Raw genomic sequence first — 8,118 nt, 5'->3', positions numbered from 1 at the left:
AGAGGCCGAGCGCAGGTTCTGCGCAGTGGGCAACCCGGCATGGATGCCGGGTTAGCCGCGCACGGCCAGGGATGGCCGATCGCGGCGGGCCCACGGAGCAGGACCGGAGCGAGGGCATGCCGAGCCTAGGCGAGGCACCGAACGAAAGGGGCAAGAGCCCTTTGGTTACTTTGGGGCTTTTCCAAAGTGACTCGCTGTAAGAGCGAAACCAATAGCCGCCCTCACCGAAGAAACGGATATGCCCCCATTGTTACGTTTCCTGCAAAGCTGAATCAGCCCCAGCCCCCTTTATCCATCACCACCAAGGACTAAACTTCAAGCATCAAAACCAACACCGAGCACACAAAAATGAAAACCCTGAGCACCCTGTTTCTGACCCTGATCGCCACCTCAGCCATGGCCGCCAGTGAGCCCGCCGCCACCCCGTACGACCCGGCGCAACCGCTGGACATCGCCAAGGTGGTTTCCGTGACCGACACCGCAACCGCCTGCGACGTCGTGCCGGCAACCATGGTCTACATCGACCATCAGGGCCAGACCCATCGCGTGACCTACCAAGTCATGGGCAACTGCACAAGCAACCTGTAACACCTGGCATCACACGATCAGCCGTTTCGCCTGCAACGCCAAATCATGCAGGCCGGCCAAACGCGCCATGATCCGTTCGACCACCTCGACCCTGGCCACCGCACCGCTTTGCAATTCACCCATCGAATGCAAAGCCACTCCAGCCTTTTCCAGCCCCAGACGGGTGGAGCCGGATAACTGCTGAATCCCCTGACGTGCATGCTCCGCCGACTGCTCCAGCCCCGTGGCGATTTGCCGAATCTGCGCACTGGAGTCCGCAGCCTGACGCGAGAGATTGCGCACTTCATCGGCGACCACCGCAAACCCTCGGCCATGACTGCCCGCCCTCGCCGCCTCGATTGCCGCGTTGAGCGCCAGCAAATTGGTCTGACGGGCGATGTCCTGGATGCTGCCGACAATCGCACCGATGCGCATCGACTGACTGCCGAGCTCATCAAACACCTGATCCAGACGCTGCATGTAGAGGTTCAGGTCCTCCAGCACACTGGCCGAAGACTGCATGCTCTGCGCACTCGCCTTGACCCGATCGCCGGCCGTGCGCGCCAGTTGATTGGCAAAGCGCATGTCTTCCTCGGTTTGCAGCACCGACTCGGTCAATTGCTCCAGCTTGTTCTGCAAGCCGATGTTGTAAGGCGGTTGTTCTTTTTCAAGGGTCATAGCAGCGTCCAGGTGTAACTGAGGATCAGGCGGTTTTCGTCGATGTCACTGCGGTAGTTGGAACGGGCCATCACGTTGCGCACGCGAATCCCGAGGCCTTTGAGGCTGCCGTTTTGCAGCACGTAGCCGAGGTCGAGATCACGCTCGCGATCCTTGCCCTCGAACCCTTGCCCTGTGTCGACGTTATTACCGGAAATGTAACGCACGGTGCTGGTCAGCCCCGGCACACCGAGGGCGGCGAAGTCGTAGTCATAACGCGCCTGCCAGGAGCGTTCGTCGGTAAAGGCAAACTCGTAGGTCGGCACCTCGTTGCCCAGCGGTGAGATGTTGGCGAAGACACGCGGGAATGCGCTGTCACCGAACATCCCCTGATAACCGACATAAAACGTGTGACCACCGCGCTTGGCCGACAGCAGCGAGAAGAACGCCTGGTTATCGATGTTGCCCAACAGCTTCTTGCCGTCTTCGCGCGAATCGTAATAACCAAGGTTGGCGCCCAGGGTCCAGTCACCCATCGGCTGGCTGTGCTTGAGACCGAGAAAACGCTGGTTGTAGATATCTTCCAGTTGCCCGAACCAGGCGCTGACCGAGCTGCGTTTATCGTTGAAGGCGTAATCGGCGCCGGCAAAGTTGAAGCCATCACTGCTGACCTGGCGCTGCGGCACGTGGCCGAGCATGGCCTGCATTTTTTCGTCGCCCGCCTCGTTGCGCAGGCTGGTCGTGTTCAAGTGACCGCCTTGCAAAGTCAGGCCATTGATCTCACTGGAGCTGATGCTTGCACCTTGATAACTGGGCGGCAGCAGGCGGATATCACTGAACGCCAGCACTGGCAGGTTGGGTTGCAACTCCCCGACCTTCAGCTCGGTTTTGGAGTAACGCACCTTCAGGGCAGCTTCGAGACGGCTGTAATCATCTGCCGCGCGCCCGTCATCCTTGACCGGCAGCAAACCGGTATTGACCCGATCCGGGCTGCTGTCGAGTTTGAGGCCGAGCAGGCCGATCACATCCACACCAAACCCGACGGGGCCCTGGGTGTAGCCGGATTTGACGTTAAGAATGAAGCCCTGCGCCCACTCTTCGGCCTTCGATTGTTTGTTCGCCCCGACGATGTCGGAGAAGTCCCGGCTGAAGTAGTAATTGCGTGCCTGCAAGGTGGCCGTGGTGTCTTCGATAAAGCCGCCCTCTGCCGCCATCGTACCGGTGGAGAAACCCGAGACGAGCGCCATGGACAACACGGAACCGGTTGTTGGAAGAATCTGTTTCATCGTTTTTTCTCTTATTTTTATTGATCGACAGTTGGAAGTGCTTCAGCCGCCACGCTTTCGCGACGGGCGTTTAACAACACATGGGTGACCATGCCGAAAATCAGTCCCCAAAAAGCCGCGGACAAACCCAACAACGACATGCCCGAAGCGGTGGTGAGAAAGGTCACCAGCGCGGCTTCGCGATCACTCGGCACCGCCATTGCGCCGGCCAGTGCCCCGGCAATCGCGGCGAACAGCGCCAGCCCGGCCAACGCCGCGATCAGCTCTTTGGGGAATGCCGAAAACAGCGAAACCAGGGTGGCGCCGAAGATGCCCAGCAGCAGGTAACACAGCCCGCCGACCACCCCGGCCACGTAGCGCTTGCCAGGATTTTCATGGGCCTCGCGACCGGTACAAATGGCTGCGGTGATCGCCGCCAGATTCAGCCCGTGGCAACCGAACGGTGCCAACAGCGCCGTGCCCAACGCACTGCTGGCGATGATCGGGCCGGACGGCGTCGCGTAACCGCTGGCCCGCAGCACCGCCATGCCGGGCACGAACTGGCCGGTCAGCGCCACCATCACCAGCGGCAAGGCAATGTTCAGCGTCGCGCTGAGGCTGAACACGGGCGTGATCCACACCGGTGTGGCCAACCCGATCACCAGCGCTTCGCTGTGCAAATCACCGCCGAGAAACGCCATCGAGCAGCCCACCAGCAGCACCATCACCACCGCATAACGCGGCATCAGCCGTTTGCAGATCAGGTACGTGGCAAACATCGCCAGCACCAGCAACGGTTTGCCCTGCAACGAGACAAACAACCCGGTGCCGAAACTGAACAGAATCCCCGCCAGCATCGCCGCCGCAACAGCCGCCGGCAGTTTGCCGATGATCCGGTCAAACGCCCCCGACACCCCGACCAGGAAAATGATCAGGCTGCTGACCAGGTACGCGCCCACCGCCTCCGGCATCGAGATCCCCGGCAGCAGCGCCACCAACAATGCCGAGCCCGGCGCCGACCACGCGATGATCACCGGTACGCGGTAACGCAGGCTCAAACCAATGCCGAGCACCGCGCTGCCAATGGAAATCGCCCAGACCCACGACGACAACACTTCCCGCGACAGGTGTGCGGTCTCGGCCGCCTGGAAAATAATCACCAACGGGCCGGCATAGGAAATCACCGTGGCGATAAATCCGGCGACGGCCGCCGACAGGGAAAAATCCCGGACAAACGTTTTCATGAAGCTTCGCCGACAGACCCGTCTGGCGAACCGTTGCGCAGGCCCGACAGCGCTTGCCTGTGACTGCGCTGACTGCTGATCGCAAACACGGTCATGGCAATCGCGGCCACCGCGCCGGGCAAGGCAAACGCCATGAAGTTGAGTTGCAGCGGCAGGCTGATCCCGAGCAATGCACCGCCCAGCAGCGGCCCGACAATCGCGCCGTTGCGTCCGATGCCCGAGGCCCAGCCCAGACCGGTGGACCGAATGGTCATGAAGTAGAACTGCGCGGCGCAGGCGTACAACAGAATCTGCGAGCCGATGGTGGTGGCGCCGGCGATGGCTATCAGCAAGTACAGCAGCGGCATCGGGCTGTTGAAACCGAGCAAGGTGATCGACACGGCGGCCACGGCGAAGAACACCGCCAACACTCGTGGCAGGTTCAGTTTGTCACCCAGCACGCCGCCCCCGACCGCACCGAAAATGGCGCCGAAGTTGAGCACCAGCAGGAACGACAGGCTCGAACCCAGGCTGTAACCGGCGTTGGCCATCAGTTTCGGCAGCCAGGAACTCAAGGCGTAGACCATCAGCAAGCAGCAGAAAAACGCCAGCCACAACATCAGCGTGCGCAGTGCGCGCCCCTCGCGAAACAGTTGCAGCACGGGGGTGCCGGTGCCCTTCACTTCGCTCATGTGCAGTTGATCGCCGGACTGCGCGACGTACGCCGGATCGACCCGTTGAAGAATGGCGCGCGCCTCTTCATTGCGTCCCTGACGCAGCATGAAACCCACCGACTCGGGCAGGAAGTACATGATCAGCGGCAACAACACCAACGGCAGCACCGCGACGTAAAACACCGACTGCCAGCCGAAGCTCGGGATCAGCACGATGCCCAGTCCCGCCGAGAGCATGCCGCCCACGGAGTAGCCGCTGAACATGATCGCCACCAGCGTGCTGCGGATTTTCTTCGGCGCGTACTCGTTCATCAGCGCCACGACGTTGGGCATCACCCCGCCAATGCCCAGGCCGGCGATGAACCGGCACAGGCCGAACTCGGTGGGGTTGCGGGCAAAACCGTTGAGCACGGTAAAACCGCTGAAGAGCATCACGCAGATCGTGATGGCTTTCTTGCGGCCGATCTTGTCCGAGAGCGGGCCGAAAAACAGCGCGCCGAACATCATTCCAAACAATGCGTAACTTCCCAGCGCGCCGGCCTGCAAGGGACTGAGCCCCCACTCCTTCATCAGCATCGGCAACACCACGCCGTAAATCACCAGATCGTAACCGTCGAAAATGATGATCAGGGCACACCAGAACAGCACCATCCAGTGGAAGCGGTTGAATCGAGCGTTGTCGATAACCTCATGTACGTCGATCTTGCGCATGGCATTCATCTCTTGTTGTTGTTTTATTCAGAACGTCGGTAAAGCGGCTAACGTCCCGTAAAGCCGAGGGTAAAGCTGCCAGGCGCGGGGCAATATCCGCTTTGCGCAGATCGCTATCCGTTTTGTGCAGGGCCCTGAAACGGGCGCAGGATGGGGCAATGGCGTGACAGGCTTTTGCTCTTCTCCGACAAACTGTCTTCTTTGCGAACGCATTTGAACGCTAAGCTTGGGCCTATGGATGACTCAGATTACTTACGCCTGCTGACCATTGCGGCCGAGCAAGCCAACGCGTTTCTTTCCAATGCCCGCAAATGGGAGCGTGAGCGTTGGGTGTGCCAGCGCCTGCTGCAAGGGCTGAACATTCCTTACCGCACCGACGAATTCGCGCCTGCCGGGGAGCCGCCGGACGTGCTGTTTCGCGAGGCGAATTTCGAAGTGTTTTTCGTGCTCGACGAGGGCCGGCGTCTCAACGATGAGTGGCGCGATGAACTGCAACGCCGACGCAGTGCGTTTTCGCTGAGTTCGCTGGTGCGTCGCGAAGCCAAACCCAGGCGCATTCCGGCCAATGAATTCCTACTGAGACTGGCGCCGACCTTGCGCAAAAAAGCGCACAACTACAAAGAGCGCGGCATGGACCTGGGCGAACTGGACATCATCGCCTTCGCCAGCCTCAAGCGCGAAGTGCTCGACCTCAATAGCCATTTCCCGCCGCCCACCGAATACTTGCGCCAGGGTTGGCGCTCGTTGTCGCTGGTGGGGCCGACCTTCGCCCGTGTTTTATTTGCGCATCCCGACGCTCCGGATTTCCTGCGCAGCAACCTCGGTCGCAGCATCGTCTTCGATGTCGGGATCAGCCTGTGAGTCCATTGCAGGAACTGATCGCTGAAGTCCCGCAAACCGGCCGCGTACGCTGGATCGGCGTGCGTCCGCAGCCACACGTGCCGATGATCGAACTGGAGGCCGTGGAGGCACGACTCGAGGCCGGGTTGACCGGCGATCGCGCCCGCCCCGGTGTGCGCAATGCGCGGCAGGTGACGCTGATTCAGTGGGAGCATCTGGCGGTGATCAACTCGCTGATGGGCCGCTCGGAAGATAATCCGCTGTTGCCTAATGATTTGCGGCGCAACCTCGTTATCAGTGGGATCAACCTGTTCAGCCTCAAGGGTCGCCGTTTCAAAATCGGCCAGGCAATTTTCGAAACCACCGGTTGGTGTCAGCCCTGCGCGCGCCTGCAAAACAACCTCGGTCCTGGCACCTTTCAGGCCGTTCGCGGACATGGCGGAATCACCGCCCGAGTGTTACAAAGTGGAATCATTCGCCTGGACGATACGGTCAGCGTCGAGCCTGTTCCAGCGAGCGGCTATGCTCCGTTCAATGCGGGCTGATGTGTTACACCGCCGCCCGCATGTAGCTTCCCCACATTCAGCAACGTCTACCCCTGACGAGGCCCGATATGACCAGCCGCCTGAACCCCGACGACCAAAAGCATGTCGAAGAGTACCTGCACCTGTCCCAGCACCGAGTCGAGCGCCGGCCTTTCCGGCCGTGGATGCTCCTGGTGGTGGTGCTGGCAGTGACTATTGGCCTGGGCCTGTTGAGCCGATTTATCAGTTACCTGACGCTATGAGCTGCATCGCGCTCGCTCGGGTAATTGCACCGATTTCTTTTAGCCTTGCGAGATATCCCCATGACTCATCGTATTGTCATCGTTGGCGGCGGCGCCGGCGGTCTGGAGTTGGCTACCCGTCTGGGTAAGACTCTGGGCAAGCGCGGCACGGCCAGTGTGATGCTGGTCGACGCGAACCTGACCCACATCTGGAAACCGCTGTTGCATGAAGTGGCAGCCGGTTCCCTGAACTCTTCCGAAGACGAACTCAACTATGTTGCCCAGGCAAAATGGAACCACTTCGAGTTCCAGCTGGGGCGCATGAGCGGGCTTGATCGGGCACAGAAGAAAATCCAGCTGGCCGCCACCTATGACGAAGCCGGCCTGGAACTGGTGCCGGCGCGTGAAGTGCCGTACGACTCGCTGGTGATCGCCGTCGGCAGCACCACCAACGATTTCGGCACCCAGGGCGCGGCGCAACATTGCCTGTTCCTCGACACACGCAAACAGGCCGAGCGTTTCCACCAGCAACTGCTCAACCATTACTTGCGCGCGCACGCCGGGCAGACGGATGTGGTGCAGCGGATCAGCGTGGCCATCGTCGGCGCTGGCGCCACGGGCGTCGAGCTGGCCGCCGAACTGCACAACGCCGCGCATGAGCTGGCGGCTTACGGTCTGGACCGGATCAAACCGGAGAACATGCACATCACCTTGATCGAAGCCGGTCCACGGGTGCTGCCAGCATTGCCGGAACGCATTGGCGGGCCTGTACATAAAACCCTGGAGAAACTCGGGGTCAATGTCATGACCAACGCGGCCGTTAGCGAAGTGACCGCCGACAGCCTGATCACCGCCGACGGCAAAGTGATCAACGCCAGCCTGAAAGTCTGGGCCGCCGGGATTCGTGCGCCGGGTTTCCTCAAGGACATCGACGGTCTGGAAACCAACCGCATCAACCAGCTGCAAGTGCTGCCGACCCTGCAAACCACCCGCGACGAGAACATCTTCGCCTTCGGTGACTGCGCGGCCTGCCCGCAACCGGGCACCGATCGCAATGTGCCGCCGCGCGCCCAGGCTGCACATCAGCAGGCGTCGTTGCTGGCCAAATCGCTGAAGCTGCGGATCGAGGGCAAGGCTTTGCCTGTGTACAAGTACACCGATTACGGCTCGTTGATTTCGCTGTCGCGTTTTTCGGCTGTGGGTAACTTGATGGGCAACCTGACCGGCAGCGTGATGCTTGAGGGTTGGTTGGCGCGGATGTTTTATGTGTCGCTGTACCGCATGCACCAGATGGCGCTGTATGGCGCGTTCCGCACGGCGATGTTGATGCTGGGCAGCAAGATTGGTCGCGGGACTGAGCCGCGCCTGAAACTTCACTGATATACATCCCTTGTGGGAGCGAGCCTGCTCGCGAT

General features: G+C 60.7%; 8 protein-coding genes and 1 pseudogene. 5 read left to right on the top strand and 4 right to left on the bottom strand.

The window, feature by feature from the left end; all coding sequences use genetic code 11:
• Positions 1–348: 348 nt before the first annotated feature.
• A complete protein-coding gene (locus KGA97_RS28295) occupies positions 349–588 on the top strand; it encodes a DUF2790 domain-containing protein (RefSeq protein WP_008028718.1) in 240 nt (79 codons plus the stop codon).
• Positions 589–597: 9 nt separating this feature from the next.
• Here the strand turns inward: KGA97_RS28295 and KGA97_RS29720 are convergent.
• From KGA97_RS29720 to KGA97_RS28275, 4 genes and pseudogenes are all read right to left on the bottom strand, one after another.
• Positions 598–999: pseudogene (locus KGA97_RS29720) on the bottom strand (methyl-accepting chemotaxis protein); the annotation flags it as partial.
• 242 nt (positions 1,000–1,241) lie between these two features.
• On the bottom strand, positions 1,242–2,510 hold the full coding sequence (locus KGA97_RS28285) for an OprD family porin (protein WP_223481906.1): 1,269 nt from the start codon (positions 2,508–2,510) through the stop codon (positions 1,242–1,244).
• A gap of 17 nt (positions 2,511–2,527) precedes the next feature.
• A complete protein-coding gene (locus KGA97_RS28280) occupies positions 2,528–3,733 on the bottom strand; it encodes a benzoate/H(+) symporter BenE family transporter (RefSeq protein ID WP_223481905.1) in 1,206 nt (401 codons plus the stop codon).
• The gene (locus KGA97_RS28275) at positions 3,730–5,097 is read right to left on the bottom strand and encodes an MFS transporter (RefSeq protein ID WP_223481904.1); all 1,368 of its coding nucleotides are present in this window, start codon (positions 5,095–5,097) and stop codon (positions 3,730–3,732) included. The genes KGA97_RS28280 and KGA97_RS28275 overlap by 4 nt, the downstream gene beginning before the upstream one ends.
• Positions 5,098–5,331: 234 nt before the next feature.
• Here KGA97_RS28275 and KGA97_RS28270 point away from each other — a divergent pair, with 234 nt between their 5' ends.
• The 4 genes from KGA97_RS28270 to KGA97_RS28255 all read left to right on the top strand — a co-directional run bounded on the left by KGA97_RS28270 (position 5,332) and on the right by KGA97_RS28255 (position 8,083).
• Positions 5,332–5,958: a DUF1780 domain-containing protein gene (locus tag KGA97_RS28270; protein ID WP_032828736.1), complete on the top strand. Its 627-nt coding sequence runs from the start codon at positions 5,332–5,334 to the stop codon at positions 5,956–5,958.
• A complete protein-coding gene (locus KGA97_RS28265) occupies positions 5,955–6,482 on the top strand; it encodes an MOSC domain-containing protein (protein ID WP_008028728.1) in 528 nt (175 codons plus the stop codon). The genes KGA97_RS28270 and KGA97_RS28265 overlap by 4 nt, the downstream gene beginning before the upstream one ends.
• 68 nt (positions 6,483–6,550) lie before the next feature.
• A complete protein-coding gene (locus KGA97_RS28260) occupies positions 6,551–6,724 on the top strand; it encodes a DUF3094 domain-containing protein (protein ID WP_008028730.1) in 174 nt (57 codons plus the stop codon).
• A 60-nt stretch (positions 6,725–6,784) separates the two neighbouring features.
• A complete protein-coding gene (locus KGA97_RS28255; protein WP_192227994.1) occupies positions 6,785–8,083 on the top strand; it encodes an NAD(P)/FAD-dependent oxidoreductase in 1,299 nt (432 codons plus the stop codon).
• The last annotated feature ends 35 nt before the right edge of the window (positions 8,084–8,118 follow it).

The sequence above is a fragment of the Pseudomonas sp. BF-B-15 genome (genome assembly GCF_019946675.1).
Taxonomy (GTDB): Bacteria; Pseudomonadota; Gammaproteobacteria; order Pseudomonadales; family Pseudomonadaceae; genus Aquipseudomonas; species Aquipseudomonas migulae.
Note: the sequence above shows the minus strand (reverse complement) of the source record. Positions and strands in the feature narration are given on the sequence as shown.

What these genes read in the sequence shown, in the direction of transcription:
- KGA97_RS28295 (WP_008028718.1), top strand. Translation starts at nt 349, where the DNA reads ATGAAAACCCTGAGCACCCTGTTTCTGACCCTGATCGCCACCTCAGCC.
- KGA97_RS28285 (WP_223481906.1), bottom strand. Translation starts at nt 2,510, where the DNA reads ATGAAACAGATTCTTCCAACAACCGGTTCCGTGTTGTCCATGGCGCTC.
- KGA97_RS28280 (WP_223481905.1), bottom strand. Translation starts at nt 3,733, where the DNA reads ATGAAAACGTTTGTCCGGGATTTTTCCCTGTCGGCGGCCGTCGCCGGA.
- KGA97_RS28275 (WP_223481904.1), bottom strand. Translation starts at nt 5,097, where the DNA reads ATGCGCAAGATCGACGTACATGAGGTTATCGACAACGCTCGATTCAAC.
- KGA97_RS28270 (WP_032828736.1), top strand. Translation starts at nt 5,332, where the DNA reads ATGGATGACTCAGATTACTTACGCCTGCTGACCATTGCGGCCGAGCAA.
- KGA97_RS28260 (WP_008028730.1), top strand. Translation starts at nt 6,551, where the DNA reads ATGACCAGCCGCCTGAACCCCGACGACCAAAAGCATGTCGAAGAGTAC.
- KGA97_RS28255 (WP_192227994.1), top strand. Translation starts at nt 6,785, where the DNA reads ATGACTCATCGTATTGTCATCGTTGGCGGCGGCGCCGGCGGTCTGGAG.